Source organism: Brucella rhizosphaerae, assembly GCF_002252475.1.
GTDB lineage: Bacteria > Pseudomonadota > Alphaproteobacteria > Rhizobiales > Rhizobiaceae > Brucella > Brucella rhizosphaerae.
Map to the genome: position 1 here is coordinate 48881 of NZ_NNRK01000021.1, position 26590 is coordinate 75470.

Below are 26590 nucleotides of genomic sequence, written 5' to 3' on the forward strand. Positions count from 1 at the left end.
TAAGCCCAAAGGTTACTATTTCAATCAGTATCTGATTGGGAATGCTGATGGCTATAACACTGGCATATCGACATCGTTGGAATGGCGCTCGAACCGTACGTGCAACTTTCAGCGCATACGGCTCTCTATTCAAGCTTGGCCCATGGCCATTGCAACAGCCACGTCACCGGATCAGGTAACATCAATATTGAATCTGGTCGCGATAGCAATCTGAAGGGTGCGGATGTTGAAGGCGAGACGATCACTGCCAATGTCGGGCGTGATCTCAACATCATCTCGGTTCCAGATACTGGTGAAAGCTCCAACAAACCTTCCCGATCTCTGTAATTGGTGCAGAGACATGCAGAACGGCATTTGCTGTGATGACCGCAGAACGCTGGTTTGATGGGTCTTGCGACTGCAACCATTTTACTTGGCACCACGAATCCAGCAGGCGGCGGCAAGATTGATGAGACGCACAATCTGGATGACGGTACTGTCGTACGCCTGCAGGGGAACGGTTCTGACCTAAAGCGGACGGCAACGCTTTCCATGCCGGACGGCACCAAGTCGGTGCTGGATTTTATGCTAGATCCCACAACGGGGGTGCTTGTTCTCGCCGGTGGTACGCTGAACGGCAAGTCAATGGCGCGCGCATCATTGCAGAACGTTGTTTACAGCATGCAATCCGGTGGCGTGAAAAATGTGGTGCTGAGTGAAGAAGCTCCGGGTATGGGTCACAATGGTGGTCCACCGCTGGACGATAAGGGCTCAAACAACGGCGGAAATTCAGGGGGAAAGCCGCCTGTTGTTCCGCCACCTGTTTCGGGTATGAACATCGATTATGATAAAATATCAACTGCCAAACCGTGGCAGGCAACACAGCCGAGAAATCTGGAAGAACAAGTTCTGTGGAACCAGATTAAATGGAAACCCAGTGCAGGAGAACCACTCCAAAACCTTAATAATGACCCACGTTTTCCAATCTCAAATGGCTGGCAGAAAATGCAGATATCCCATGAGCTTCCTGATGGGTCAAATATTACGATTCATTATCAGTATAACTCGATAAGTAATCGGGCCTATGATATGAAGTTTACGAACTGAGGGTTGTCGATGAAAATAAAAGAGCTAACTCGTGATTATGCTGTTGAAGTCTATGCAATCTACTGGTTGGATAGTATTAGATATCATTTAATCATTCCGTATCAAGGGTATGGTGGATTGATAACTGTGAATGAGAGTAAATGTGATGTTATCGATCCCACAATAGACGGTTTTATTTTAACGGCATCGGGGAGTGGTGGCGACATGTTGATTCATTGGGCTACTGAAGAAGATGCGTTACTGGATAGGATGATTGATCACGATCCTGAAGCGATGGAAGAATTTGAACGCCGTTTGAAGGAAGGTAAGCCTGTGACTTAATTGCGCAGGATTGATCTGACCGTCGAGGGCAATACCCATCTTGGCGCAGGCAAGATCATATCCGAAAGCGGTGATCTGACGCTCGATACCGGCACGCTTACGCACGAGAATTTCTCAGGATCGAAGCAATATGAGGGCTTCGATGTTCAGGCCAATATCGACCTAATCGGTAAGCAACAGCAGCCTGAACAAACCGCGCAGCCCAACAATACTGCAGAAGGCACGTATCAGCTTGACGATACGCGTCAGGAAGTTCGTGCCACTGTCGGGCCGGGTGAGATCATTATCCGCGATAAGGACAAACAGGCAGAACTGGAAGCGAGCGGCCAGACTGAAGACGTCGCCGCGCTCAACCGCGATCCCGACAAGGCGTATGAGGTCACAAAGGATAAGCACGTCGAGATCGAATATTACCTGTCGGATACGTCTCTGAAGGTTCTGTTGCAAAAATTCGGTCAGCACGGAGCGCTGCTTAACTCTGGACGGAATTATGCTGCGAGCGCTGTGAACTGTTGTTTGAGAGAAAGCGCTTTCGTTAAGGCGAAGATGCCTTGTTGTTTGCGCATCATGTGAACGAGTTCGATGCCAGCCAATGTGATGTTGGCAGTGGCTTCAGACTTGAAGCCGAGCATGGATCTTATCCGGCGTTTGACGCGGCGATGATCCTGCTCAATCGTGTTGTTCATGTATTTGCTGGAGCGGATCGTGATGGGATGGCCATGCTGTTTCAGCCTGTTTTCTGCATCGCATTGCAAAATAGCTGTTCTATTGGTCTGGCTACCATCAATGGTAATGCGCTCTGGCCTGCCGTGGCGAGCCAGAGCCTTGCGAAGGAAGCGTTTGGCAGCGGCCAAATCACGATCTTTACTAAAACAGAACTCAACCGTATCCCCGTTACTATCGATGGCACGATACAAGTACATCCACACGCCTTTGACCTTCACATAGGTCTCGTCAAGGTTCCATTTACGTGTCACCTGGCGCCTCCTGCGATTGAAACACTCAAGCAGTTTTGGGCTGAAATGCAGAACCCAGCGATGCACAGTGGAATGGTCCATCGCAATGCCGCGCTCTGCCATCATTTCCTTTAGATTGCGCAGGCTAAGATTGTAAGCAAGATACCATCTCACACATAAAAGAATGACAGACTTATCGAAATGGCGGCCTTTGAACATCAAAAATACTCAGCTGCTTAAAAGCCATGATACTACCATCCAAGTCATTGATGAAATGTTTGCAACAGAACCCCTTCGAGCCACGTGTCGAGTTGCTGCGGATTCTCACCAATCCACTTGGTCACGGCGGCTTTTGCCTCCATACCATCTTCCAGGATCAGCTTCATCATTGTACTTTCCATCGCGGTATCGAACTTCAGGTTCGAGAGGAAATGCGAAACATTGGGGCAATCTGTTGCATAGTTTTTGCGCGTAAGAGTTTCTACAGTTGCCGCGCCGTCATCCGGCCCAAAGACATTATCGCCATTCTCAAGATAGGTCAGCTTGTATTTAATGTTCATCGGATGCGGGGTCCATGCGAAGAATACAATAGGCTCGTTCTTCCGCACTGCATTTTGAACCTGTGAAAGCATTGCCTGCTCACTGGACTCTGCCAACTGGAAATCCTTTAGTCCAAATTTGTCGTTCTCGACCATGGTTTGGATTGTGGCATTGGCGCTGCTGCCGGCTTCGATACCGTAGATCTTGCCACCAAGCTGATCCTTGAAATTGGCTATGTCTGCGTATTGCTTGATATCAAGATTCCCACCTGTGGTCGCAAGGCCGATCTTGGCCCCTTCCAGATTAGTCGCCGCTCGTTCTATCTTGTTGCCTTCCAGATAAGGCTTTCGTACTTCTTCCTGAAGTGGCATCCAGTTTCCAAGAAAAATATCAATTTGTCCGTTTTCAAGTGATTGCAGGGTCACGGGTACAGACAGAATAGTTGTCTGAGGTTCGTAGTCAGCCAATTCTAACAGAAGCGACGCTAGTGCCGTCGTTGCGGTGATGTCGGTCCAGCCGACATCTGAAAATTTCGGCGTCTTGCAGGCGTTCTCTTCTGCGGCATGGGCGGAAATCACCAGCATGCTCGTGATCGCAGTTGTGGCGAGGCATAGATTGAGCTTCTTCATCATTCGTTCCCTGGTTTATTATTGAAACGTATATGATACGGGAACCTGAAAAGGTCCGTTTACATTTTACGCATTAAAGTTTGCGTTTTGCGAATTGTAGAAGCCTGCCCAGCTATGGTGAATGTTTTGCGCAGTTGCTGGACGTTTGGGTCGGATATTCGCACTGGAAGCACATTGCGTCTCAGATGCAGTGCATAAAAGGCTTTAGCTTTGGGAACTGTTTTAAGGGCTATGAATAGTTACCTGTTCCCATGATATCGCAATAATGCGTCAGGCGGCCAGGAAGTGTTGTCGCCAATTTGGTCTGAGACTGGGTTTCCTCCAAAACCCTCAGCGATAGCATCGATAATTGAGGTTCGCGCGCAAAGCATTGGCATTGGAGTGGTTGGAATTACCGCGAAACGACAGAGTTCAACCGCGTATTGACGGACACCTCCAGCATAAACCGGCGAAACGCCGGTACAGGCTGAACGAGATCATCCGTATTCTACTCGCATCAGGTTTTGAAGGAGTAGTGGAATGCGCGGCGCGGATATTTTGGTCCAAATGTTGATTGGCTATGGCGTGGAGACAATCTTCGGAGTGCCGGGCGACACCAATGTACCTCTCTATGAAGCGCTTCAGCAGCGGGAGGGAGAAATACGCCATATCATGGCGCGTGACGAACGTTCCGCCGGCTATATGGCGGATGCCTACGGACGCTTTACCAACAAACCGGGCGTTTTCGAATGTCCGTCGGGTGCGGGTGCTATGTATTCGCTGCCGCCTGTCGCTGAATCGAACGGATCTTCAATACCAGTGATCCTCCTGACCATCGATATTCCACTGCCCGGGGAGGGACGTGGTGTTCTGACCGAGCTTGATTGCGCCAAACTGTTTGAGCCGGTGACAAAGCTTTCCGTTCAAGTGAAATCTGCCGAGAAATTGCCAGAAATCATCCGCCGCGCGTTTCGTGTGGCCTGTTCCGGTAAACCTGGCGCGGTCCATCTCCAGATCCCTGAGGATATGCTTCTCGCCGAGGTCGACCCTGCGCGTATTTCGCTGCATGTTGAAGAAGAGTGTAAAACCTTCCCGGCTTTCCCCACACTGCCGCCAAAGCAGAAGTTGCATGAACTGCTCGAACTGATTGCCAAGGCAGAACGACCTCTGATCGTCGCGGGTGGGGGCGTCAATCGTGCCCGTGCAGGCAGCCAGATTTCAAGGTTGGCCGAGAAGTATAACATTCCGATGTGTACAACGATGACTGGGCAGGGCGCGATCGATGACGATCACCGTCTGGCCATCGGTGTGATTGGCGACAATGGGTATCATCCCCATGCCAACTGGGCATTGGAACATTCCGATTTTACTTTGTTTGTTGGGTCGCGTATCGGTTCGGTGGTCACGATCGGCTGGACATTCCCCAAGATCACACTCAATCGCCGACTGGCACAGATCGATATTTCGCCTGAAATCATGGCTAACAATTACGAGAATCTGCTCTCCATTCAGGGCGATGCATTGCTGGTTCTTGAAGAACTGTTGCAGATTGAGCTGACAATAGAGCCCAAAAAGCACGATGGCTGGATCGAGGAATTGAATGCCAGCAGGCGCATTTTCTGGGAGCATGCCGAGGAAGCTTTAAACGACGAGCGCGTGCCTTTGCGTCCGGAACGGGTTGTACGTTCCTTTAATGAAGCACTCAGTCAATCTGGCCAACCAGCCCTGATATACTCCGATGCCGGTACACCGACGCCCTATATGACCCGCTTTCTGAAGATAAATGATCAGGAAACGCGTTTTGCCATTCCGCGTGCCTTTGGTGGTCTTGGATCAGCACTTCCCGCAACAGTTGGTGCATGGCGTGCCGACCCCACCAAACGGCCCATCGGACTGTTTGGGGATGGTTCATTCGGCATGACGGTAGGTGAGCTTGAAACGCTGGTGCGATTGCAGGTGCCTGCTATTTTGATCCTTTTCAACAATGCAACTTTCGGCTGGATCAAAGGCCTGCACCGGCTGAAAGGGCACAACCAATGCTTTGGCGTCGATTTTCTTGCTCCCAAAGGTCAAGCAATCGCCGAAGCTTATGGCTTAAAAGCATGGACGGCAAAAACTGCTGATGGGGTTGATACAGCCCTGGAGGAAGCCTTCGCATGGAAAGATGGGCCATGCTTCATCGACATTCATGTTGAATCAATCGCTGACCGTGTTCCCCCAGTATATTCATGGCTTTTGAAGCGCGGTGAAAACCCGCTGGATTTGAAGCCTGTTGAGCGTTCCTATATCTAAGCTTATAACGCCACAGGCTGATGGCGTCTGTGGCGTTTTGCTTCCGCAATGAACCAGTCGCGAAAGAGGCGAACATTTTTCGAGCCCTGACGCGCCTGCGCTGAGCAAAGAAAATAACTCTCTCCTGATGTCTGGACACGCTCCAGCGCCAGTTTGAGTTTTCCAGAAGCTAACTCATCCTGCACGAAAATCCTGGGGGCGATCGCAAGACCCATACCAGCAACTGCACATTGGATGATCACATCATGTGTTGGCAGGCGCGGGCCAAAGATGCGCTTATTATAGTGGATACCCGCACCCCGTAGCCAGTGAAGCCATAGGCTGGGCCTATTTGAGTTCTGTATCAGCGGAAAGTCGAGCAATTCGACATCGCCAGTCAGCCTGTTCTCAGGAACGACGTCTGGCGACCCCACCACGACGAGTTCTTCTGGGAACAACAGATGACTGCGCACGTTCGCCCAGTTGCCGATGCCACGCAGCACGGCCAGATCAAGGTCGGACTTACCCCAGTCGAGATCATGTGAACACGGAAATACTTCAAACCATATTTGTGGATGCGCTCTGGCGAAGTCGCTGATGATGCTTGGTGCCCATTTCCGCATCAGTGTGGGCGGCAGACCAATCTTAAGCATTCCTTGCGTCTTGTATCCACGAACTGCATCCATAGATACTTCTTCAAGTTTCGCGAGAATGCGCGAAACTTCGTCGTAATAGCTCTGCCCTTCTTCCGTCAATACCAGTCGTGGCCCTGCGCGCTCAAAAAGCTTTAGGCCGAGAAAAGATTCAAGATTCTGGATCTGACGGCTAACGCCGCTTTGCGTCATACCGAGATTTTCCGATGCACGTGTGAAGCTCAGATAGCGCACCGAAGCATCGAAAGCGTGCAGCGCAGAAAGGGACGGAAGAAAGCGGCGCATCGGATTTCCCCAAAATTTCATCATGAGTTTAAGTCATGCATTATCCAATTTTCAATGCTTTTATTTGATGAGAAAGCGCCGCATTCTCATTGGAAAATAACGATAAGGGAACACGATGGACTATGGTGATAGTATCGACCGCAACCTGGTGAGTATCCTGGAAGAAAACGCACGCTTACCTGCGAGCGAACTGGCGCGGCGGGTGGGTCTTGCCCGATCGAGTGTTCAGGAGCGGATCGGCCGTCTGGAGCGACGCGGTGTAATACTGGGTTATCGCGCCATCGTTCGTCGGACGAAGGATGACAGCAGCATTTCAGCCTATCTGTTCATCACAGCATCGCAGCGCATCGTACAGCGCTTGTTTGGAGCCTTGCGTGCTTATCCGGAAATTCTTGCAGCAGATGCTATCAGTGGCCCGGCGAACATATTGTGTCGGGTCCATGTCGGGTTTCTTGAAGATCTGGAAGCACTGATTGAAGAACTGGCGCAGATCGAAGGGATCGAGAATGTCAGTTACTCGGTGGTCCTTTCCAATAAGTTTAACAGAGAAAGCAGCCTGGCGCATTCAAGCGCACAGTAATGCTCGGTTCAAACAAGAGGGAAACACAATGAATAGACGTAAGTTTATCCAGACAACGTTTTTGGGCGGTGCAGCGGTCATGCTAGCGCCCGGATTTTCATGGGCTGTCGAAGAAGGTGCGACACTGAAAGCCATCAAGGATCGAGGCGCTCTGCGCATTGGTGTGTTCAATGGCACGCCGCCTTACTATCAGAAAAATCTCGCCACAGGCGAATGGGATGGCTTTTGCGTTTCCATGGGCAAAGATCTGGCTGAAAATATCGGCGTTCCACTGGAAATGGTAGAAACCACCTGGGGTAATTCTGTCATGGACCTTCAGAGCGGCAAGATCGACATTATGTTTGCTCTCAGCAATAATCCTGAACGCGCAAAAACCGTCGATTTCACCGAAGCCATGATGGACAATGTCTTTACCGTCATCACCAGTAAGGACCGCGAGATCAAAAGCTGGGAAGAATTGAACAAGCCGGAAATCCGTGTCACGGTTGATCTGGGCTCCACGCAGGATCTTTTCGCCCGCAAAACGCTGCCCAATTGCACGCTTGTTGCGCTTAAAGGTGCAGATGAAACGGTTATTGCACTACAGTCCGGCCGGGCTGATGCGATTGTGCAGGTTGCTCTGATGTCCGTGGTGACAGCGCATAAGCTTGGCGCGAAGTTTAAAGTATTTGTTCCGGAGCCGCTGGATAGCCAGCCAACGACGATTGGCGTGCGCAAGGACGAAAAGGGCGAATTCCGCGACTATGTTGATGTTTGGCTGAAAAAGAGTCGCGAGGAAGGCAAGGTCAACGAATGGATCGTCAGCAGTCTTTCGCTTGTCGGCATTCAGCCATCTGACCTGCCGCCAACCCTGAAGTTCTGACGCGTCAACCATCATGCAGCAGCAGCAAAGATCACTCGGTGTCATCATGCTTGACACTGGCTTTCCGCGTCCGCCTGGAGATGTCGGCAATTCAGCGTCATGGGAAATGCCGGTGCGCTTCACAAGGGTAAGTGGTGCGTCACCCGATAAAATCATCCGTCACGGTGGTGCAGGATTGATCGAAAACTTCATCGCGGCAGGGGAAGTTTTGATTGATCAGGGTTGCAGCGCGCTGGTTACCTCCTGTGGTTTCATGGCCAGGCATCAAAGTGTTCTAAGTGCAAAACTATCAGTGCCGATAGCAACGTCCAGTCTGCTTCAATTACCGATGGTTAGTACCCTGATAGGGCCTCATCGCAAAGTGGGTGTGATCACCTATGATAAAGCCAGTCTCGATGATGCGATTTTTATCGCCTGTCGTGCCGATATAAGAACACCAAGGATTGGTATGCCAAACGACGGGGCATTTCGGGATCTGATTGAAGGCAGCGGGAATTATGATCGCGCCGCGCTTGAAGCTGAAATCATACTTGCGGTGCAATGGCTTCAGTCAGACCATCCTGATCTTGGTGCCATTGTTTTTGAGTGCACGAACATGCCGCCATTTCGACCAGCAGTTGCAAAAGCCTGTGGCTTGCCGATCTTCGATGTTTTGTCGCTTGGGCATTGGCTGTTCAGCTCAACGTCATCCCGTGCCTTTGCCGGGATGTCAGAAAGAGTGAATTAATGGACTATCAATGGGACTTCTCCGGCCTCTGGCAATATCGAGGATTGTTCCTCCAGGGGCTGGCCTACACTGTCGGCTTCACAGTGATCACGGTGCTTGCGGGTATTTTTGTTGGCACAGTCTTCGCTTTGGGCAGGCTTTCTGGCAATAAAATCATTACCGTGCCCATTATGACTGTCGTCGAGATATTTCGCTGTACACCAGTACTGGTGCAGCTCGTCTGGTGCTATTACGCGCTGCCCATGCTCATCGGGTTTGAAATTTCACCAGCCATGGCGGCATTCATCACACTTACATTTTATGGAGCGGCATTTTACGCGGAAATCATCCGCGGCGGCATTGTTTCAATAGACGCCGGGCAATGGGATGCGGGGCGTGCTATCGGTATGCGTCGCGGTCAGCTCATGGGTAAGATCATTCTACCGCAGGCGTTACGCCGTATGGTGCCGCCACTGGTCAACCAATCAGTGCTTCAGCTTAAGAATACATCGCTTCTGTCGGTTCTTGCTGTACCCGACCTTCTTTATCAGGGTCAGCTCGTCACCTCGGCAACCTATCGTCCACTTGAAACCTACACCTTGATTGCAGTGCTGTATCTCGCAGTTCTCTTTCCGCTGACACGGCTCGCCCATGGGCTGGAAGGCAGGCTGAAATGAGGAGCTGTATGAAGCGCCATTCTAGTGGAGACACGCCATGAATGCTGGACCTATGATTGAAGTGCGCGGACTAAAAAAGTCATTTGGCGACATCGAAGTCCTGCGCAATATCAGCCTTGCCGTCGAGCGAGGTCAGGTTGTAGCCCTGATAGGGCCAAGTGGCTCCGGTAAATCGACGCTGCTGCGCAGCCTTAATCTGCTTTCGTTGCCTGATGCGGGTTACATCGCAATCGGCGAGCAGAAGATAGATTTCTCTTCAGGGAATGTTTCTCTGAAGGATAAATATCTCGCGGCATTCCGTGCCAATACCGGTATGGTGTTTCAGAACTTCAATCTGTTTCCGCATATGAGCGTTCTCGATAACGTCATGGTCGGCCCGGTTACAGTTCTGAAACAGGACAAAAAATCCGCTCGTGATCTGGCAATGGAATTGCTGGAAAAGGTAGGGCTTGCAGCCCGTGCTGATGCTCGACCCGAGCAGCTTTCCGGTGGTCAGAAACAGCGTGTGGCGATTGCGAGAGCGCTCGCCATGCGTCCCGAAGTGATGCTGTTTGATGAGGCCACTTCAGCTCTTGATCCAGCACTGGTCGGTGAAGTTCTGGCGGTAATCCGGCAACTGGCTGAGCAGGGCATGACGATGATCCTCGTCACTCATGAAATGGCATTTGCACGTGACGTTGCTGACAAAGTCATATTTATGCAGGACGGCTATGTCGTTGAAACGGGTAATGCACGTGAGATGATCAACGAACCCCGTGAAGCCGCAACCCGAGAGTTCCTGAGCCACTTTCATGGTGGCCTCGCATAAGCGCACGCGCAGAACGGATAAATGTCATGACGGGCAATGTTATTGTCGTCGGGGCTGGTATTATCGGCTCCACCACCGCATTGCGACTGGCTGAGGCTGGCCTTAAGGTAACACTATGTGATGGTTCAGAGCCGGGCGGCCAGCAAAGTGCGAGCTATGGCAATGGTGGCTGGATCAGCCCTGCTTCCATTATTCCAATGAGCATGCCGGGTCTTTGGCGACAGGTTCCAGGCTTTCTGCTTGATCGCAACGGGCCGCTAACACTTGACTGGAGATCTGTACCAAGACTGGCGCCGTGGCTCATGCGGTTTTTGCTTGCAGGAGCAACGAAATCGCGTGTGACGAAAACTGCAGCCAAGCTCAACTGGTTGCTCAATGATGGCCCCCAAAGGCATCTCGATCTTGCGAAGAAGACTGGGCAGGGGCATCTCATTGTGCAGAAGGGGTTGCTTTACGCTTATCCTGATCGTTCTGCTTTTGAGGCTGAGGCTCTCAGCTGGCAATTGCGTCGCGACAACGGCGTTCTATTCAACGAATGGCAGGAAGCAGAACTACGCGAACGTGTCCCGGCGCTTGGAAGTAATTTTCGTTTTGCCATTCATGTGACGGAAGGCGCACATTGTCTTGATACAGGTACTTACGTTTCCGGGATTGCTGCACAAGCCGAAACAGCGGGCGTTCAGTTCATCCGCAAGAATGTTGTAAGAGTTCTCAGTGGGGTTTCCCCACGAGTCGTCTTCGATGACAATGAGAGTGTTGCTGCTGATCATGTTGTGCTTGCAGCAGGCATTCATTCAGGGCGCATTATGCGTGATCTTGGCATGTATGTGCCGATGCAAAGTGAGCGCGGCTATCACGTAACCCTGCCGATGAGCAAACTGCCCTTCGATATACCGATCATGCCGAGCACAGGGCGAATGGGCAATACGCCCACCAATATGGGATTGCGGCTTTCAGGTCAGGTTGAACTGGCAACAGTGGAAAAAGCACCGGACTGGCGACGTTCAGAAGTACTGTTAAAACACGCTCTGGCGAGTTATCCCAATCTGACAAAGCAGGATTTTCAGCATCTCAAATTTTGGATGGGGCATCGGCCATCACCTGCGGACGGAGTTCCGATTATAGGCCAATTTGCACGCTATTCCGGAGTTATCGCAGCTTTCGGCCATGGTCATATCGGGATCGCTGCAGCACCCAAGACTGCCGATATGGTTCTCGAAGCGATTAACAATGTGTCTTCAGAAAGCGCTCGCGCTTTCTCGCCGGCTCGGTTCGGTCACTAGTAACCAATTTCAGAGGAATGATACGATGATGCTCAAAGGTGGCTACACCAACTATGGCCAGCAGATTGGTGTACTTATGCTGGACACGATTTTCCCTCGTCCAGCTGGTGATATTGGCAATGCTCTGTCTTATGATTTTCCCGTTCGTTATAAGACAGTGAAGGGTGCTCATGCCACCCGCATCATGGGCAACAATCCTGATCCGAAACTAATCGAACCGTTTATCGACGCGGCACGCGAACTCGAAGCAGAGGGCGTACGCGCCATCACCACAAGCTGTGGCTTTCTTGGGCCGTTTCAGAAAGACATAGCTGCTGCAGTCAATATTCCAGTCTTCACTTCATCACTTATGCAAGCGCCGATCATTCACGCGATGCTGGCACCCGGCAAAGTGATCGGTGTCTTTACCGAACGCGCGCATCACATGAACGACGCACATTTCAAGGGCGTCGGCTGGTCATCCGAGGTTATCCCGGTCCAGGTGCAGGGCATGAAGCAGAATGCTGAATTTCCTCAGACTTATATTGAAGGTCGTGATTATCTCGACACGGAAGTGCTGAAGGAAGAAATGCTCGAGATGACGCGTCAGTTCATGGCGAGTTGCAATAATCCGGGCGCAATTCTATTTGAGTGCACCAATATGTGCCCGTTTTCCTCCTACGTCGCAGCGGAATCCGGCTTGCCTGTGTTCGATATTAATACGCTTATCAATACATTTTATATGGCCGCTAATCCTCGTCGCTTTCTATAGTCCGGTTCAAAGCCGTTGTTAGAAGAGCACTTGAGTATGTGGATTGCCGAAGAGCATGAAGTTCAGCGAGTAAGTTTTTAGAAAAATACTCACCGACGGGCAGCCGCTTCATCTGAAACTGCGTGAAGTAGAGAAACTACTGCTCGACCATTCTGTTCTAACGGAAAGAGGATGGGGAAATCTACCCAATGTTTGCAGCACTGGAATTCTTGATCGCGCGAGAACTAAGTTCAACTCTGAATCCTGCTTCTGAGAAATAATAGGATGATCGCTGGACTTTTACTAAGTCCAGCGATCAAACTTCGCTCATTAAACAGATCAGAATGCTACACTGAACCGCGCGTTCAAACCGTTCTGGACTGCGCCCGAGCCAAATTGACCATTATAGGAAATTCCTACTTTGGAAGCTTCGTTAAGAGGAACATCAAAGCCTGCTTCTATCAAAGCAACATCCTTGGCAATTGGGGTGCCGGAGACATTGAAAGCATCAGATCCTACAAAGCTTGCAGTCGAAACCGGTATCACATCGCCATATGCATGACGCCAGCCAATATCCCCACGAGCTACGACCGCAGTATTGCCTATTTGCAGATCCGTCGAAGCACGCAAGCCTAACGTACTGAAACTGGTGTTCGTTGTTGCTGAGTTTACTGACAGTGCAGCTGCAGTCAGTCCGTCTTCATCAAAGCCATCGCTTTTGAAGCGCACAAAAGCGAGATTGGCATAAGGTTCAAAGACCGCGCGGCTCATTTTGACCTGATAGCCTACTTCGCCGAAGAGCTGCAGCGTGGATGCATCGTAATCACTGCTCAAGCTATCCTTCATCCCCGGAAAGGCGATACTGCGGTTCATCGACAGATTATGCCAGGTATAGGATAGACCCGAACGCAAATTCAGTGCTGCATTATTGGAAACCACCCACTGCGAACCAGCGTAAGTTCCCAGAGTGTAATTGTCGCTATTTCCAGACGAGGAACGGTCGTTCGAATGGAAGCTCGAATGACTATATCCTGCCAGGACGCCTATACGCCATGTGTCCAGAACGACCGAATCTATCCCGCTTACAAAACCGCCGACTGATGATTTGATATCATCGGTATTGCCGTTTCCGTCTTGATTACCCCAGGTACCGTAAGCATTACCCCATACGGTATAGGGTGTCTGCTTCGGCGCAAGGCTTGACGGTGATACATAATCGATAGCTTCAGAAGATACGCGCCGCGGCGCTGCAAAGAATGAAAGCTGTTCGATTGGAGCAGCGGGCGCCCCGCCAAAAGCCTGTTGTAAGCGGCTGCCCATGACACCGCGTACGAACTGAGACTGATCAATCAGTACGCCTGAAGCTGACGCATAGGCTTCGCCTGAAAGATTGTCGAAACCGTGCCTTGCTTCCTCGGCGGTTAGCATCAGGAGGTCATTATAGAGTGCAAGCGAAGATCCGGTTTGAGCCAGAGTATCAAGTGCCGCCGCAGTTGCAAACTGATTAGAAGTACCTGCAACTGTGGTAAACAGTGGATTGGGTTCAGGTTTACCAGGATCAATTCCACCGTTATTGAGAGCTATCTTGAGATCAACGCTGTTGGAATTATAAGCCAATGCAAAGTCTAAAAATGCCGAGCGGGACACTGCAGTGGAAAATTCTCCGCTAATTCCGTTATCGGCCGTTAATACCCGATATGTCTTTCCATCCTGATAGCTGGTTTCCGGGTCAATCGTGGTGACATATAAATTGCTGCCCGCAATACCCGCAGTGCCGGTCACGTTGACCAGATCTGCCCGTCCATCCCCGGCAATCTCTGTTTCAATATTCGATCCCGCGGCAAGTTTGAGATTGCCATTAATGGTAAGGGCACCAATTGAATTGCCGGCAGATAGTGTACCGCCTGAGGATATGGTAATCTCGGATCCGGTGCCCGAACCGACCGCGCCGGACCCACCCAATGTTGCACCGTTCAGAACCAGAAGATTCCCACCAAGCTTTCCAGCTCCCTGGCTGTTGCCGACAATCAACTGTCCGTTCTTAACCGTCGTGTTGCCAGCAAAGGCAGAGCTGTCGCCAGTCAGCAGCAATGATCCTGAACCGGCCTGAATGATCTCGCCCGTTCCGTTATATTTACCGCGCCAAGTCAGGGCATTAGAACGGTCGTAAATGAGTGTGCCTTCATTTGTTATGGTTCCAGGAAAATTGGTGCCGCCGATCAGACCAGTTGTGCCGCCGTTACCCAGTTGCAGTGTGCTACCGCCCGCGATCTTTACATTGCCACTTGAACTGCTCGTCCCCGTCAGAGTCAACTTGCCGCTGCCCAGTAGTTCGAAAGCACCCGGGCCAGTGACGATCCCGGCATAGGTCAGCTCATCGCTGCGGTTGAAAGTCAGTGTGCCGTAATTGGTCACATTGCTTACAATCGAGCCAGATGTGCCACCGTCGCCGATCTGAAGGCGGGCGCCTTGTGAAATACCGGCTCCGCCCGAAAAATTATTATTGCCGGACAGGACTTGTACGCCGCTGCTGATATTGATGCCGCCCGCGCCCGAAATATCGCCGCTAAAGGTTCCAGCGGCATTGCTGATGAGCAAGGCTTGGCTGCCCAGTACCACGGATCCTGATCCAGAGAGGTTGTTGATCTGCGCCGAAGCTGCCGCCGAAACATCGAATATACCATCAACAATGACGGCGGAGGAATTGTTAATGCGACCCTGACCTGAGAGTGCCAATGTCCCCTCTTTGATCTCCGTGATGCCGCTATAGGTGTTCATGCCTTCCAGCGTCAGCGTGCCAGTGCCATTCTTGACGAGATAACCAGAACCAGTGATCTTGGGGTTGAGTATCATTGCGTCGGTGAAATCCGCACCGATCCACGAAGTTGCAGTTTGAAAGCGGATTTCGGATGCATTGATCGTCCCTGAAAGTCCGCCGGAACCGATACTGATTACTCCTGTCGACAATCGGTTATTGTAATCGGCACCCACCTCGATCAAACCGGTACCACCTGCATTAACAGTGGCGCCATTGTTGACAAATAGCACTCCATCGCCCCAGGCTCCGACGACGAACCGGTTTTGCGCGATGTCTGGACGGCTGAGATTAACGGTCAGTGTGGCACCAGGGCCAGTCACCGTCGCGGAGCCGAAATTCCGCCCGTCACCAATATACAGGCCATTTGTCTCAACGCGCCCACCAGCATTTATTGACATCATGCCTGAGGGGGGCGTTGCGCTGGTGCTCACTGAAATGGAAAGGAAGTTCGATACCGTGAGCGAGCCACCATTGTCGACCGTTAGCTGATTGCCTTGATCAATGTAAAGTTTATCCGCGACAGCTGCCGTTCCACTGCCGATCTGCGTCAGGTTAGAGCGCGACGGATCGATGAGAGCTACAAACATCGACGCATTGGGCAGTCCATCTGACCAATTGAGTGGGTTGGACCAGTCACTGCTTACCGTTCCCTGCCATGTAGACTGGAGTGCAGGAGCGGCCTTGGATGATGACATGCCAAGACCGGGTAACACCGCAGCTGTGCATAGAAACAGCGCCAGGCGATGTGAAAAGATGGTGGTGTTTTGACGAGTGTTGGAAATATGCGCACGTGTGAGTGCGATGACAGCCTCTTGCAGTCTGAGCAAGTTATCCCCCCGGCCTTTAAGCCCACGGTCGCACGCGGGCGACCTCCCCATGAAATTACGATAGATAGCCGAATGGCTGCATGACGTCCCCGATCAAGCAGCCTGAACATTTCTCATCGCAGATTACAAGCTAGTTCTAATACGTCAACAACTAATAGTAATATTTCCGGTGCATTACTAAGATATCAGACAGCAATTGAGTTTCATTGCCAACAAATTCAAGGTCAGGTAGGAGCTGCGGGGAGGTTGGGAACGGGGCTTGTCTCCAGAATCGAAGTCAGGATCCGCGGATTTGCTGAGGGGCTCTAATGCCTATTTATGAGTTGGCAGCTTTAGGGGCTGCGGTCTGCTGGGCACTCACTGGCCTTATCTCTGCCGGACCTGCTGGCCATCTGGGTGCTCTGACCTTCAATCAGGTACGCCAGATATTCGTCAGCTGCTTGCTGATCGTGTATGTGATAGCAACCGGAACATGGCAACAGATAAACTCAGGTAATGCGTTTCCGCTCATCCTGTCGGGCTTTATTGGCATCTTCCTGGGGGACACAATCCTCTTTGTGACCTTAAACCGGTTAGGGCCGCGCCGCTCCGGAATTCTGTTTGCGATGAATGCCCCTATTGCAGCCGTTCTCGGATGGGCGGTTCTGGGTGAGAAACTGACTGCTTCAATTGTTATAGGCATTGCTCTGACCATTTTGGGTGTCTGTCTGGCGATATTTTTCAGCAACCGCCGCACACAGACGCACCCGTGGGAAACAGTGAAAGGCTCTCTGCTTGCCGGCTTATTGTTCGGCTTACTTGCTGCACTCGGGCAGGCAATCGGATCAATCATTGTGCGACCGGTTATGCAAACCGGCATTGATCCATTTTTGGCTTCACTCCTGCGGGTGGGGACGGCGGCATGTTGCCTTAGCCTGATCTCCATGGTTCCGGTCGCGGCTTTTCGCCCGCGTAACCCGCTGACACGGCAGGTAACCGCTGTGACGGCCTTGTCCGGCTTTCTGGCGCTCGCCATGGGAATGACGTTGTTGCTCTTTGCACTTTCGGGCGGGGAAACAGGTGTGGTCTCGACGATTTCCGCTACGACGCCGGTTATCATTTTACCACTGCTTTGGCTACGAACAGGACAGCGGCCCGCCGCGGGAGCATGGCTGGGCGGAATCTTCGTCGTCGCCGGTCTGGCGTTCATCATGTATCAATAGTCTTCACACCGAAAATATAGCCATTGTATTTATGCCGAAACTCTTGCAAGACAAGCAACAGTCAGGTGATGAAGAAGATATCCAATGGCCAGCATCCCTTTAACACGTAGCCAGTTTCTTCTTCCTTTTGTGGGCTTACTTGATGAGTGGGGCGCCCCAACGGAATCGCTTTTGGAGAAAGCCCGGCTCCCGGTTTCTCTTGAGACAAAAAGCGATCTCTATGTTCCGGTATTGCCGGCAATCCGGTTTATTGAATCTGCGCAGAACTCTCAGGGAATTAAAGATTTTGGCTTTCTGGCCAGTCAGCGGCTACATTTTTCTCATCTGCGGGAGAAAACCAGAGCATTGATCGCTCACTCTCCGACATTGCTTGTAGCGTTGCGGCATGCCTGCAACGAAGCTTTGCGGGAGGATACTATCCTGAGTATGTGGATCGAACACGATAAGGATCACGTACGGGTTTGCAGCAAGCTCGCAATAACAAAAGAGTTTCAAAATCTTGAGCATGCGCAGTGGCTTCAGAATATTTTCTCGATCTACATCGTCAGGCAATTTACTGGTCCTAACTGGACGCCGTCAACAATGGCATTTGAAGCCCATTATATGCCGAGTGAAGCAACGCACACTTTCTGGCCGAATGTGCGCTTCCTGTCAGGGCAGCACGCCTCATGGATCAGCATACCGATCTCTTGTTTAAGTCTGTCCAACCGTTCGACTGTATCGTTTAATTTCGCACCAGACCTGGAAGATGGACCTTCAGGTTATGATATCGTGGAACTTCTCAAACTGATGTTGCCGTCTTATCTTGATGGAGGTGTTCCTACACTCGCTGAGATTGCGGAGATGGCGGGTGTCAGTACACGTACTTTTCAACGTAAGCTGGCTAATGTTGATTTTGTATACTCAGATATCCTTGATGCTGTGAGGTTTGAACGCTCAAGCACCTTACTGCGTGATACAGATTCCAAGATTATAGATATCGCGTTTGCGGCTGGTTATTCTGACCCGGCCCATTTCACGCGAGCATTTCGCCGGATTGCTGGTGTTGCACCGCGCCAGTTTCGTGAACAGTCGCGACTGTGAAGAGTGCGCCGCTCACCGCATATCATTGTTGATCTGAGCCGTTGTGGGAAAGATCAACGTAGAACGGACGCAGCAAACTGGCGTTGCAAGATGATAGCAGTCAACGCCTGTCCACCTGATTGCAAGAAATATTGTTACCGGAAGCAACTTGGCACAAAATGGCAAGACGCATGTTCTGCCTTTGCTAGAAACGACGTGATTGGAATTTGTCTGCCGATCAGGAACTGGTCGGTAAGGTAAACTTTATTCCGCTTCGCGGAGTTACACGTGTTCATCAGTCATACTGATGAAAAGGGGGTACGCATGTTTCGCTTGATCGGGATTAGTCTCACGGTTGCGTCTGTACTATTGTCCAGTGGAGCATATGCTAAGAACTCAGACCGCAAAATACCGGTCACGGTTGACAATTTCGTTCGCGCCGAGACGGATCGTTACCTCGCGGCGAATGCTGAAACCATAGGTGTGCTGGGAAAATTTCAGCACTCCCGCGAACCGGTAGCGATTGATAAGCAAACCGTCATTCGAATGAACCGGGATACGCTTTACTCGTTTGGCGTATTTGATCTCGCCAGCGGCCCAGTAACCTTATCGATGCCTGATACAGGCACGCGTTACATGTCGATGATGGTTGTTGATCAGGATCACTATCTGCCAATTGTCGCCTATGGAACCAAGCCGGTCACGCTGACAGAGCAAGCCGTTGGCACGCGATATGCGTTTGTTGCTATCCGCTCACTCGTTGATCCCAACGATCCGAAGGATCTTGCTGAGGTTCACAAGCTTCAAGACGCTATAAAGGTTAGCCAGAAGAATCCGGGCAAACTTGATCTCCCAAACTGGGATGAAGAGAGCCTTACGGATGTCCGGAATGCGCTGCTCTCGCTGGCAAAGCACCAGACATCGTATCACGGTTCTTTTGGCGCGCGTGGCAAGGTTGATCCGATCCGGCACTTAATTGGTACGGCCTCCGGATGGGGTGGAATTCCGGATAAAGATGCCATGTACCCGAGTTTTACGCCGGAAAAGAATGACGGTAAAACAGTCTACATCCTTGATGTTCCGAAGAATGTACCTGTGAAAGCCTTCTGGTCGATCAGCGTTTACAACGCCGCAGGTTTCTTCGAGAAAAACGATTACAATGCCTATTCGATCAATAATCTCACAGCGACAAAAAATGCAGACGGATCTGTGACGGCGCAATTTGGCGGTTGCGACGGAAAAATCCCAAACTGTTTGCCGATCGTCGATGGCTGGAACTATACGGTTCGACTTTATCGACCAGATCAATCAGTTGTTAGTGGCGAATGGAAATTTCCCGAGGCCAAGCCGCGTCTAAACGAGTAATCGCCGGCTTTAAAAACTGTAAGAATGTGCGGTGGAGCTGCGATACTCGAAGTAATTTATCGGTTCTTACGATCCGATCGTTCGTGTGCTCGCGAGATGTTTGTTGCCCCATGTGCTCACAGCAAAACTATGACCGACATCCGCGTATGAACAGTCAGAATCTGTTGCGAGGCGTACTGGAATGTTTTCAAATATCTTGCGCACTGGATTAATCAGCACAGTCGTATTGTGTGGGCAGGTTGCGAGTTCCGCCGTGGCAGAAAATACTGTTGGGCCGAAGGTTAGCGATCCGCATTTTCAACTTGCTCCGGGCTATCTGCAATCGAGTGAGCTTCCCAACAGTCTGGTTCTGCTCGGCCCACCTCCAGCGGCTGGAAGTGCCGCGCTGGCGCGTGATGAGGCTGCAAGAGATGCGACAATAGTATTGCGGGGTAGCGCCCGCTGGGATTTGGCGCGGATGGATGCCGATTTGCAATTCCCACAACCTGCGAAGAATTTCTCTTGCGCCATGGGTGTGGACATCAGCGAAGACAAAACACCGCATCTCTATCATTTGATGCAACACGTGCTCACGGATGCAGGGCTTTCAACCTACGGCATCAAAAACGAGTATAACCGAACGCGCCCGTTTGTTGTGCACAATGAAGGTACATGTCAGCCAGACGAAGAAGATGTGTTGCGTAAGGATGGATCTTATCCGTCGGGGCATACGGCTGCGGGCTGGGCGTGGGCACTCACACTGGCGGAAGTCAATCCAAAGCGCGCAGATGATCTGTTCAAGCGTGGATTGTCGTTTGGACAAAGCCGAGTGATCTGTAATGCGCACTGGCAAAGTGACGTCGATGCGGGGCGCATTATGGGCGCGGCAACGGTTGCCAGACTGCATGGCAATGCTGAATTCCTTGCGGATATTCAAGCGGCTCGCAAAGAACTGGAAATTGCGGACACCCCGACGGTGGACTGTGCTGTGGAGGCAGAAGTGCTGTCATCTCAATGATAGGCGTCTATCCAAACCCTTGATCACCGGAGAGAGATTTTAGAGGGGACAATGCATCACTATAGAATAATCGCAATTTCCATGAGTGCTTTGATTGGCAACCAGTATATGGCCGTTGCTGCGGATATCCCCTTAGCGCCTGTCGTGTCCGAGCCCGCAGGACAAGAGGTCAAACCGGATGGATGGCGTTTTAGTGCAAGTCCTTATTTCTGGGCGGCTGGCGTTAGCGGTACTGTGGGCCAATTTGGTCTGCCACCCGCAAAAATGAAATCCGACTTCGGTAGTCTCTTCAAAGAACTCGACTTCTCATTCATGGGCCTCATCGAGGGGCATTATGATCGTTATAGTTTTTTCAGTGACATCATATACACAAAAATATCGACAAGCGGCCAGACCCCTTACGGGATATTGAGCAACAGCGTCGATATTACATCTGAAACGTTTTCCGGTTTCTTTGGTGGCGGTTATACCCTTCTTGAAGAAGAGCGGAGCCGTCTCGATGTGGTGGCAGGAGGGCGCCTCTGGTATGCGAGCACGGAACTCTCATTTGACGGCGGTGTGTTCGATGGTCATAGCGGGCGTGACAGTGCGGCATGGGTTGATGCGGTCACGGGCATTAGGGGAAAGTATTTCCTCACGGATAGTCTTTATTTCAGTGGTTGGGGTGTCGTCGGCGCGGGTCAGGCAAAGATTGATTGGGATGTCGCGGGAACATTCGGCTATCAGTTTAGGGATAACCTATCGGCAGTTGTGGGCTATCGTGCACTCGGTGTTGATTACGACCATGATGGTTTTGTTTACGATGTCGTACAAAAAGGCCCAATTTTGGGAATCGCGTTTCATTTCTGACAAAGCACTGAAACCGAAACGACCCTTGAAGTCAGCCTCATCCTAAGGCTTGAGGATATAGCTTGGCTCATTGCATATAAAAACAGTCAGCAGTGGACCATTTTCAGAACCATAATCCTGTAGCTGTCCCTACGGGGCAGATCGCAAAAGAGATACACAAAGGGAACCTGCTTTCTCGTGTCTTGGATAGCCAGTGGGTGAATTTCCCCTTCAAAAGTGGAGGGTTTCTGTTAGATAAAACTGACAGGAGACTTCGAGCTGAAGAAGCGAGAATTTACAGAAGATTTCAAACGGGAAGCCGTTCGTATTTTAACAACGAGTGGTCGAAGCATTTCATCGGTTGCAGACGATCCTGGTATTGACAGATCAACGCTTGACCGTTGGCGGCGCAATTTTGCTGAGAAAGATTTGCTTTCTGGTCCGCATGAGGACATGAGCCAAGAGCTTGCCCGGCTTCGTAAAGAAAACGAACTTCTGCGACAGGACCGTGATCTCCTAAAAAAGCGACGGCCTTCTTCGCTCAGGAGACAAGTCGATGAAATTTGCTTTCATCGGCACGGAGAAGGCCCATATGTCTCAGTCGCGTTTGTGCGACTTTGCAGGTGTCAGCATCAGCGGTTACTATGCATGGAAGCATCGTTTGCCCAGTCGTCGCCCGCTCGACAGAAGACGCGCTTCAAATCTTCTGGATCAGAACTTCATTTGTGACTGACCAGATCAGAAATGGGGTGTAGACATCAGCTACATATGGACCGCAGAAGGCTGGCTGTATCTGGCAATCGTTGTCGCTCTTTATTCGCGTCGCATTATCGGCTGAGAAGCGAGGGACCGAATGAAAAGGGATCTGGCGATAGGTGGTTTGAAGAAGGCTATTGCAATCCGGCAACCAAAGCCGGGGCTGATGCAGCATTCGAACAAGGAAAGCCAATATGCCAGTTATAAGTACCGCAGAATTCTCGAAGCTTACAAAATGCTTCCACCCATGAGCAGCAAAGGAAATTGCTATGATAATGCAATGGTGGAAACCGTCTTCAAGACGATCAATTCGGAACTGATCTGGCGCACTGTATTCCAGACCAGAAATGATGCGATCAAAGTCTTTGGCGAATACATTGACGGCTTCTATAATCCCGTGCGTAAACATTCCGCACTCGGCTATAAATCGCCGGGCCAGTTCGAAACCATGAACCGAAAATTAGTGCCAGAAGCTCTCCACTGAATCAGGGCAAGTCCACTCTTCGTATTGATCCGTAGAATAGGTGACGAAGGGTCGAGTGCGGAATACTCCGCGCTCGTGCTGTAAAGGGAGATGCGTACGTCAAGTCTTGCGGCACGCTCGTAGATCATTCACCGGGAGACAATTGGCTGTTAACGGGTTTAGTGCGTTTGTATGGCATTGAGCCATTCAAGACCGCATAGGCAATCAGTCCAATCACCAATCCCCAGAATGCTCCGCCAATCCCCAATATTTTGATGTTCGCGGCGGAGGCTAAGAAGGTGATCAGTGCAGCCTCGCGGGTCTTCGGGTCAGCCATGGCATTGGCAAGGCTGCCACCAATTGTGCCAAGAAGAGCCAGTCCCGCCAGTGTCGTGATGAATGTCGCGGGAAAGGCCATGAAAACAGCAGCGAGTGTGACGCCGAACACGCCGACGATGATGTAGAATAAGCCTGCGGCGATCCCTCCTATCCAGCGCTTTGAGGGGTCTTCATGTGCTTCGCGTCCGGTCACAATAGCTGCCGTGATCGCAGCCACGTTGAAGGCGTGGGAGCCGAACGGTGCCATGATCAGGGATCCCAACCCCGTTGTCGTCACGATCGGATTAGCACTCGTATTATAACCGTCATTGCGCAGCACCAACATGCCGGGCATATACTGGCCAGTGAGAGTAATGAGGAACAACGGTAGGGCCACGCTGAGAAGAGCATTTAGTGAAAATTCAGGCATCGTGAAAACTGGCGTGGCGAACCTGAGTTCAAGTTGAGACAAATCTACTCTGCCTTGTCCGAGCAAGAATATCAGCCCGAGTACCAGAATGCCCAAGACGGCATAACGAGCGGAAAACCGCTTCAGGCACAGATAGGCCATGACAAGCAATCCGACGAGTAAAGGGTCGACCGAAGCTCCACCAAAGGCTCCGATCCCGAACTGAAGCAAAATACCAGCAAGAAGGCCAGACGCGATTCCCACAGGGATGAGACGGATGAGCTTGTCGAAACATCCGGACAGACCCAAAAGCACAAAGGCGGCTGCTGAGATCATGTAGGCACCTACAGCCTCGGCGTAGGGCGTCGTCGCGAGGGCAGTCACAAGAAATGCTGCGGCTGGCGTCGACCAGGCAGTGATGATCGGCTCTTTATAGCGCCAGCTCAGGACGAGTCCCGTGATACCGACTCCGATTGAAACCGACCAAACCCATGACGCTGTCAGTTCAGGACTGAGACCTGCAATCTTTGCCGCCTGGAAAACAAGAATGAACGTTCCGCCATAATTGACGATGACCGAAATAAATCCTGCCACAACGGGATTGGTCAGGTCGTTAAGTCTGAACCTGGATTGGATGGATTTACTCGGCATCGCGGGAGAGTCTCCTGAAAACATGCGCTGGTTGACAATTATGTCTTGACTATTAGCGGATTAATGGCCTGAGTTTCCCCGCCACTTACGAAAAGAGAGCCAGACCAATTGAGCAAAAACAATTCTTCGATTTTCCCGATGGCTACGCCGATCTTTGCCCATTCAATCGGCGGACGCACACGTGACGTTTGAACTTACCGTCTCACTGCTCGTCGGGGCAGCAGCCGGCGGCTTCATCAACGGACTGGCTGGATTCGGGACAGCTCTGCTATCGCTCGGTATCTGGTTGCAGGTCCTGCCGCCTTGGCAAGCTGTCGCGATCGCTGCAGCGATGTCCGTTATCAGTGGTGGGCAAGGGCTGTGGGCCATCCGCGAAAACCTCTGGCCTGCTCGTAAGAGGCTGGTGCGTTTCCTGCTGCCGGCCGTTATCGCCATCCCTCTCGGGGTCTCGGCGTTGCGCTACATTGATGCAGGCACTCTAAAAATAACCATAGCAGCGTTCATGCTTTTCTACGGAGCATTTTTCGTTATACGCCGCTCACTTCCCGAGATCACCCGTTCAACACCTGTCACTGATATCACAGTTGGATTCTTCAGCGGGGTGCTCGGTGGCGCAGCATCACTTTCGGGAGCACTGCCGACGATGTGGTGTGCGATGCGGCCATGGTCAAAGAGTGAGACGCGGGCTGTTCTGCAACCCTTCAATTTCCTTGTGCTGTTAATCACCGCGCTGGTTTATGCCTTTCAAGGCTATTACTCGTCTCAAACATTGATTTTTATCGCGGTAGCTTTTCCAGCTACGCTCATTTCTTCGCAAATCGGCATCGCAGTTTTCCGACGCTTAACCGACCACCAATTTCGCTGGATGCTGATCTGGCTTCTGTTTCTGTCAGGTGCGCTGCTCATGCTGAGAGAGCTTGCCTAGGAGCGGCCCATGTTCAAACACTCACAACTCGAGTCTGTTAAAGCCTGGCTGGAACATCCTGCTCACGCATCCATGCCGCTCCATGCGCGAATTCAGCGTTCCATCAGACAACTTATCCTTGATGGGGCGCTCGGTTCCGGAAAGCCGTTGCCTGCTTCACGCGCACTGGCGAAATCGCTCGGCGTCTCGCGAGACACGATCGAAGCAGCCTATGCACAGCTTCATGCGGAGGGGTTCATAGAGCGAAGAGTTGGCAGCGGCAGCTTCGTTGCAGAGATGATGGAGTTCAAACCGGGACAACGACGATACGCCCGGGAGGCTCCACTAAGGGATCTGGAAGCAAACCTGAGTAAGCGCGGCGCGGCCATGTTTCAAAGCGGTGGCGTGCGTAATATGCTTTCGTTACGGCCGTTCACCCACGGAGTTCCAGAAACGCGGTCTTTCCCACTTCAGCTTTGGGAGCGTCTCGAGCGGCAGGTTCTCAAGGAAATCGGGACTGAAGCACTTCAGCAAGGTGATCCTCAAGGCGTCGAACCGCTTCGACGCGCCATTGCCGACTACGTTAACCTGGAACGCGGTGCACGGGCCACAGCCGACCGGGTACTCGTTCTGACCAGTTCGCAGCAAGCAATGACACTATGCGCGACTATGTTGCTCGATCACGGAGATAGCATTTTCATAGAGGATCCGGTCTATCATGGTGCCCGCAAGGCTTTCGATGCGGCGGGGCTGGTTAGCGTACCCGTTCGACTGGATCAACAGGGCATATTGGTGGACCAGGTCATGGATGCACCGCGACAGGCCAAGGCTATTTTTCTAACCCCGTCCCACCAGTTTCCTACCGGCGCCACGCTCGCACTTGATAGGCGGCTCGCGTTAATCGAGTGGGCATCGCGCTATCAGGCATGGATCATAGAAGACGATTATGACAGCGAGTTCCATTATGCCGGTAAACCAACTGCTTGTGTCCAAGGGCTGGACCCTCATAATCGGACGATCTACATCGGCACCTTTACCAAATCTCTCTTCCCAGGCCTGCGGATCGGCTACGCAGTTTTGCCACCGCAGCTTGTAAAGCCAATGACTGTTGCAAGAACCCTGTTGGACGGTCATAACGCGACGATCACTCAACATACCCTCGCGAGATTTATGGAAAACGGGCACTTCGGGGCCTACGTGCGTACGATGCGGAGCGTATATGCCAACCGGTTGGAAGCACTTGCTTCGCTTGTGAATAAGCATTTGTCGGAGTTTGTTGAGCCTCGGGTGCCGATCGGCGGTTTGCAACTGCCCTGTATTTTGACCTGTAATCTACCTGAAACCGCCGCGATTGATGCGGCACGTCGTGTTGGCATTGACCTGATGGGGCTTACAAGCTTGCACGCGACGGATAATGCCAAATCAGGCTTCCTGATGGGGTTCGCAGCTTATACTCCTGCAGAACTTGAAGCCGCTGTGGTGAAACTGGCGAAAGCGTTCCGCTCGTTAGCGTAGCTCGGTTACCCTCGCGTTCTCTTTGTAACAAATCTGCTTTTCTGCCACTGCCGTTCCTATCAGTACGCGCATATGAAAATCCAATTGGTCTGCTTGGGACGTTCAAAGT

24 protein-coding genes and 1 pseudogene are annotated in these 26590 nt (G+C 51.5%); 20 read left to right on the forward strand and 5 right to left on the reverse strand.

Annotated elements, in window-relative coordinates; genetic code table 11:
* Positions 1-81 precede the first annotated feature (81 nt).
* The 4 genes from CEV32_RS05505 to CEV32_RS05520 are packed head-to-tail and all read left to right on the forward strand — an operon-like array spanning position 82 to position 1980.
* Positions 82-327 (forward strand): hemagglutinin repeat-containing protein, encoded by a 246-nt coding sequence (locus CEV32_RS05505; protein ID WP_094574932.1) that lies wholly within the window; start codon positions 82-84, stop codon positions 325-327.
* Between the two features lie 57 nt (positions 328-384).
* On the forward strand, positions 385-1086 hold the full coding sequence (locus tag CEV32_RS05510) for a hypothetical protein (protein ID WP_094574934.1): 702 nt from the start codon (positions 385-387) through the stop codon (positions 1084-1086).
* Positions 1087-1095: 9 nt separating this feature from the next.
* Entirely contained in the window at positions 1096-1407 is a 312-nt protein-coding gene (locus CEV32_RS05515) for a hypothetical protein (RefSeq protein WP_094574936.1), read from the forward strand.
* Positions 1408-1980 carry a hypothetical protein gene (locus CEV32_RS05520; RefSeq protein WP_094574938.1) on the forward strand — a complete coding sequence of 191 codons (573 nt, stop codon included), beginning with the start codon at positions 1408-1410 and terminating at the stop codon, positions 1978-1980.
* On the opposite strand, the gene CEV32_RS05525 is transcribed toward CEV32_RS05520, so the two are convergent.
* The gene (locus CEV32_RS05525; protein ID WP_094574940.1) at positions 1896-2582 is read right to left on the reverse strand and encodes an IS6 family transposase; all 687 of its coding nucleotides are present in this window, start codon (positions 2580-2582) and stop codon (positions 1896-1898) included. The genes CEV32_RS05520 and CEV32_RS05525 overlap by 85 nt on opposite strands.
* Before the next feature lie 44 nt (positions 2583-2626).
* Positions 2627-3532 (reverse strand): glycine betaine ABC transporter substrate-binding protein, encoded by a 906-nt coding sequence (locus CEV32_RS05530; protein ID WP_094574942.1) that lies wholly within the window; start codon positions 3530-3532, stop codon positions 2627-2629.
* Between the two features lie 519 nt (positions 3533-4051).
* On the opposite strand from CEV32_RS05530, the gene CEV32_RS05535 reads away from it, so the two are divergent.
* A complete protein-coding gene (locus CEV32_RS05535; protein WP_094574944.1) occupies positions 4052-5803 on the forward strand; it encodes a thiamine pyrophosphate-binding protein in 1752 nt (583 codons plus the stop codon).
* 2 nt (positions 5804-5805) lie between these two features.
* Here the strand turns inward: CEV32_RS05535 and CEV32_RS05540 are convergent, their stop codons facing one another.
* Complete coding sequence (locus CEV32_RS05540; protein ID WP_094575023.1) at positions 5806-6720, reverse strand: LysR substrate-binding domain-containing protein; 915 nt, start codon at positions 6718-6720, stop codon at positions 5806-5808.
* A 115-nt stretch (positions 6721-6835) separates the two neighbouring features.
* Between CEV32_RS05540 and CEV32_RS05545 the strand changes: the two genes are divergently transcribed.
* From CEV32_RS05545 to CEV32_RS05575, 7 genes are read left to right on the forward strand one after another with little or no spacing between them, the layout of a single operon-like run.
* Positions 6836-7300 carry an Lrp/AsnC family transcriptional regulator gene (locus tag CEV32_RS05545; RefSeq protein ID WP_094574946.1) on the forward strand — a complete coding sequence of 155 codons (465 nt, stop codon included), beginning with the start codon at positions 6836-6838 and terminating at the stop codon, positions 7298-7300.
* Between the two features lie 28 nt (positions 7301-7328).
* Positions 7329-8162 carry a transporter substrate-binding domain-containing protein gene (locus CEV32_RS05550; RefSeq protein WP_094574948.1) on the forward strand — a complete coding sequence of 278 codons (834 nt, stop codon included), beginning with the start codon at positions 7329-7331 and terminating at the stop codon, positions 8160-8162.
* Between the two features lie 13 nt (positions 8163-8175).
* Complete coding sequence (locus CEV32_RS05555) at positions 8176-8889, forward strand: aspartate/glutamate racemase family protein (protein ID WP_094574950.1); 714 nt, start codon at positions 8176-8178, stop codon at positions 8887-8889.
* Positions 8889-9545, forward strand: a complete 657-nt coding sequence (locus CEV32_RS05560) for an amino acid ABC transporter permease (RefSeq protein ID WP_094574952.1) — start codon at positions 8889-8891, stop codon at positions 9543-9545. The genes CEV32_RS05555 and CEV32_RS05560 overlap by 1 nt, the downstream gene beginning before the upstream one ends.
* Positions 9546-9582: 37 nt before the next feature.
* Entirely contained in the window at positions 9583-10353 is a 771-nt protein-coding gene (locus tag CEV32_RS05565) for an amino acid ABC transporter ATP-binding protein (protein WP_094574954.1), read from the forward strand.
* Positions 10354-10379: 26 nt separating this feature from the next.
* Complete coding sequence (locus CEV32_RS05570) at positions 10380-11636, forward strand: NAD(P)/FAD-dependent oxidoreductase (protein ID WP_094574959.1); 1257 nt, start codon at positions 10380-10382, stop codon at positions 11634-11636.
* Positions 11637-11661: 25 nt separating this feature from the next.
* Positions 11662-12387 carry an aspartate/glutamate racemase family protein gene (locus CEV32_RS05575; RefSeq protein WP_094574964.1) on the forward strand — a complete coding sequence of 242 codons (726 nt, stop codon included), beginning with the start codon at positions 11662-11664 and terminating at the stop codon, positions 12385-12387.
* Between the two features lie 318 nt (positions 12388-12705).
* Here CEV32_RS05575 and CEV32_RS05580 read toward each other — a convergent pair whose 3' ends face one another.
* Positions 12706-16011 (reverse strand): autotransporter outer membrane beta-barrel domain-containing protein, encoded by a 3306-nt coding sequence (locus CEV32_RS05580; protein ID WP_235818734.1) that lies wholly within the window; start codon positions 16009-16011, stop codon positions 12706-12708.
* Between the two features lie 308 nt (positions 16012-16319).
* On the opposite strand from CEV32_RS05580, the gene CEV32_RS05585 reads away from it, so the two are divergent.
* From CEV32_RS05585 to CEV32_RS05610, 6 genes and pseudogenes are all read left to right on the forward strand, one after another.
* Positions 16320-17213: a DMT family transporter gene (locus CEV32_RS05585; RefSeq protein ID WP_094574968.1), complete on the forward strand. Its 894-nt coding sequence runs from the start codon at positions 16320-16322 to the stop codon at positions 17211-17213.
* A gap of 84 nt (positions 17214-17297) precedes the next feature.
* Positions 17298-18296, forward strand: coding sequence for an AraC family transcriptional regulator (locus CEV32_RS05590; RefSeq protein WP_094574971.1), 999 nt, complete (start codon positions 17298-17300; stop codon positions 18294-18296).
* Positions 18297-18599: 303 nt separating this feature from the next.
* Positions 18600-19640 (forward strand): DUF1254 domain-containing protein, encoded by a 1041-nt coding sequence (locus CEV32_RS05595; protein WP_094574976.1) that lies wholly within the window; start codon positions 18600-18602, stop codon positions 19638-19640.
* 253 nt (positions 19641-19893) lie between these two features.
* On the forward strand, positions 19894-20637 hold the full coding sequence (locus tag CEV32_RS05600; protein WP_235818735.1) for an acid phosphatase: 744 nt from the start codon (positions 19894-19896) through the stop codon (positions 20635-20637).
* Between the two features lie 51 nt (positions 20638-20688).
* Positions 20689-21486 carry a hypothetical protein gene (locus tag CEV32_RS05605; protein ID WP_094574981.1) on the forward strand — a complete coding sequence of 266 codons (798 nt, stop codon included), beginning with the start codon at positions 20689-20691 and terminating at the stop codon, positions 21484-21486.
* A 258-nt stretch (positions 21487-21744) separates the two neighbouring features.
* Positions 21745-22705 (forward strand): annotated as a pseudogene (locus tag CEV32_RS05610) (IS3 family transposase).
* Positions 22706-22829: 124 nt separating this feature from the next.
* On the opposite strand, the gene CEV32_RS05615 reads toward CEV32_RS05610, so the two are convergent.
* Positions 22830-24062 (reverse strand): benzoate/H(+) symporter BenE family transporter, encoded by a 1233-nt coding sequence (locus tag CEV32_RS05615; RefSeq protein ID WP_094574983.1) that lies wholly within the window; start codon positions 24060-24062, stop codon positions 22830-22832.
* A gap of 181 nt (positions 24063-24243) precedes the next feature.
* Here CEV32_RS05615 and CEV32_RS05620 point away from each other — a divergent pair, with 181 nt between their 5' ends.
* Both CEV32_RS05620 and pdxR read left to right on the forward strand, forming a co-directional pair.
* On the forward strand, positions 24244-24987 hold the full coding sequence (locus tag CEV32_RS05620; RefSeq protein ID WP_094574985.1) for a sulfite exporter TauE/SafE family protein: 744 nt from the start codon (positions 24244-24246) through the stop codon (positions 24985-24987).
* Positions 24988-24996: 9 nt separating this feature from the next.
* Positions 24997-26481, forward strand: a complete 1485-nt coding sequence (gene pdxR, locus CEV32_RS05625; RefSeq protein ID WP_094574987.1) for a MocR-like pyridoxine biosynthesis transcription factor PdxR — start codon at positions 24997-24999, stop codon at positions 26479-26481.
* Positions 26482-26590: the final 109 nt, after the last annotated feature.

Bases quoted from the DNA above. Each gene is read 5' to 3' on its own strand.
- CEV32_RS05585 (WP_094574968.1), top strand. From the start codon at position 16,320: ATGCCTATTTATGAGTTGGCAGCTTTAGGGGCTGCGGTCTGCTGGGCA.
- CEV32_RS05540 (WP_094575023.1), bottom strand. From the start codon at position 6,720: ATGCGCCGCTTTCTTCCGTCCCTTTCTGCGCTGCACGCTTTCGATGCT.
- CEV32_RS05515 (WP_094574936.1), top strand. From the start codon at position 1,096: ATGAAAATAAAAGAGCTAACTCGTGATTATGCTGTTGAAGTCTATGCA.
- CEV32_RS05570 (WP_094574959.1), top strand. From the start codon at position 10,380: ATGACGGGCAATGTTATTGTCGTCGGGGCTGGTATTATCGGCTCCACC.
- CEV32_RS05560 (WP_094574952.1), top strand. From the start codon at position 8,889: ATGGACTATCAATGGGACTTCTCCGGCCTCTGGCAATATCGAGGATTG.
- CEV32_RS05590 (WP_094574971.1), top strand. From the start codon at position 17,298: ATGGCCAGCATCCCTTTAACACGTAGCCAGTTTCTTCTTCCTTTTGTG.
- CEV32_RS05505 (WP_094574932.1), top strand. From the start codon at position 82: ATGGCGCTCGAACCGTACGTGCAACTTTCAGCGCATACGGCTCTCTAT.
- CEV32_RS05615 (WP_094574983.1), bottom strand. From the start codon at position 24,062: ATGCCGAGTAAATCCATCCAATCCAGGTTCAGACTTAACGACCTGACC.
- CEV32_RS05545 (WP_094574946.1), top strand. From the start codon at position 6,836: ATGGACTATGGTGATAGTATCGACCGCAACCTGGTGAGTATCCTGGAA.
- CEV32_RS05605 (WP_094574981.1), top strand. From the start codon at position 20,689: ATGCATCACTATAGAATAATCGCAATTTCCATGAGTGCTTTGATTGGC.
- CEV32_RS05530 (WP_094574942.1), bottom strand. From the start codon at position 3,532: ATGAAGAAGCTCAATCTATGCCTCGCCACAACTGCGATCACGAGCATG.
- CEV32_RS05595 (WP_094574976.1), top strand. From the start codon at position 18,600: ATGTTTCGCTTGATCGGGATTAGTCTCACGGTTGCGTCTGTACTATTG.
- CEV32_RS05555 (WP_094574950.1), top strand. From the start codon at position 8,176: ATGCAGCAGCAGCAAAGATCACTCGGTGTCATCATGCTTGACACTGGC.
- CEV32_RS05565 (WP_094574954.1), top strand. From the start codon at position 9,583: ATGAATGCTGGACCTATGATTGAAGTGCGCGGACTAAAAAAGTCATTT.
- CEV32_RS05550 (WP_094574948.1), top strand. From the start codon at position 7,329: ATGAATAGACGTAAGTTTATCCAGACAACGTTTTTGGGCGGTGCAGCG.
- CEV32_RS05535 (WP_094574944.1), top strand. From the start codon at position 4,052: ATGCGCGGCGCGGATATTTTGGTCCAAATGTTGATTGGCTATGGCGTG.
- CEV32_RS05575 (WP_094574964.1), top strand. From the start codon at position 11,662: ATGATGCTCAAAGGTGGCTACACCAACTATGGCCAGCAGATTGGTGTA.
- CEV32_RS05525 (WP_094574940.1), bottom strand. From the start codon at position 2,582: ATGTTCAAAGGCCGCCATTTCGATAAGTCTGTCATTCTTTTATGTGTG.
- CEV32_RS05510 (WP_094574934.1), top strand. From the start codon at position 385: ATGGGTCTTGCGACTGCAACCATTTTACTTGGCACCACGAATCCAGCA.
- pdxR (WP_094574987.1), top strand. From the start codon at position 24,997: ATGTTCAAACACTCACAACTCGAGTCTGTTAAAGCCTGGCTGGAACAT.